This window comes from Oleiphilus sp. HI0123 (assembly GCF_001635315.1).
This window is the reverse complement of the sequence record NZ_LWGE01001654.1, coordinates 1-1,299: the sequence shown is the minus strand read 5'-3', so window position 1 is coordinate 1,299 and position 1,299 is coordinate 1. Positions and strand designations below refer to the sequence as shown.

Below are 1,299 nucleotides of genomic sequence, written 5' to 3'. Positions count from 1 at the left end.
AGGCTCGCTATGCTATTGATGTTGAACACGCTGAAAGAGTAGAGAAAACAGCGCTTCATGCATACAAGCAAATTGCTTCGTATTGGGATATAGCCTTACCGCAATGTGAAAATCTACTACGTTGGGCAAGCCGGGTTTTTGAGGTTGGGCACTCTATTGCTCATGCACAATACCACCGGCATGGTGCTTATCTCGTTTATCACTCTGACCTACCAGGTTTCTCGAGATTAACTCAGCTGCACCTTTCTGTGATAGTACGTACTCACAGACGGAAATTTAGTGATGAGCCTTTTATTGGAATGAGTAAACAGGAAACGCAAACACTGAAGCGCCTGTGCACAATATTCAGACTGGCGGTTGCGCTGACAGCAGAACGTAATCAAGCTGAAACGGATTTCACCCTAAGGGCTCAGGACGAGTGCTTATCCCTTAGTATGGGGAAAGGCTGGTTTGAGGCAAATCCCTTAAATACGTCGATCTTGGAGTTAGAGCAAGACTTGTTACGTAAGCAGGGCTTTCTTCTACTGCTAGCTAAAGATTGACGACTTTCCAACTACACGAGATTCTTAATGATTGTTTTAGGTATTGAGTCATCTTGCGATGAGACCGGTGTTGCTTTATATCATAGTGAGAAAGGTTTGCTTGCACACCAGTTATATTCCCAAGTAGAGATGCATGCGGACTATGGTGGTGTTGTCCCGGAATTAGCTTCTAGAGATCATGTAAGAAAAACCATTCCTTTAATAGACGCTATTCTCAAAGAAGCTGGGCTAGAGAAGGGCGATATTGATGCGATTGCCTATACTGCAGGGCCGGGATTAGTAGGAGCGCTGATGGTCGGTGCTTCCATTGCGAATGCCTTAGCGATGGCGCTTGATATCCCCATTATCGGTGTACACCACATGGAAGGACACTTACTGGCGCCGATGCTAGAAGATAGTCCACCGGAATTCCCCTTTATTGGTTTACTTGTATCGGGTGGCCATACTCAATTGGTTTCAGTGCAGTCTATTGGTGAATATGAAATTCTGGGTGAGTCATTAGATGATGCGGCAGGTGAAGCCTTTGATAAAGCGGCGAAAATGTTAGGGCTCGATTACCCGGGAGGTCCCCGAATTGCGAAACTGGCTGAATATGCCCGAACAGAGCTTGGTGGAACACCTTATCGATTTCCCCGTCCAATGACAGATCGGCCAGGACTGGATTTTAGTTTTAGTGGCCTGAAAACTTTTACCTTGAACACGGTAAATGATGTCCGTGCTAAGAAAGAGTTGGATAAAGATGATCAGGCAAGGATCG

Annotated in this window: 1 protein-coding gene and 1 pseudogene; both read left to right on the top strand. The window is 45.7% G+C overall.

Translation table 11 applies throughout. From position 1 onward, the window contains the following. Positions 1-542: pseudogene (locus A3761_RS28065) on the top strand (exopolyphosphatase); the annotation flags it as partial. A 27-nt stretch (positions 543-569) separates the two neighbouring features. Continuing rightward, on the top strand, positions 570-1,299 hold a 730-nt coding region (gene tsaD, locus A3761_RS22265; RefSeq protein ID WP_068750911.1), incomplete at its 3' end, for a tRNA (adenosine(37)-N6)-threonylcarbamoyltransferase complex transferase subunit TsaD.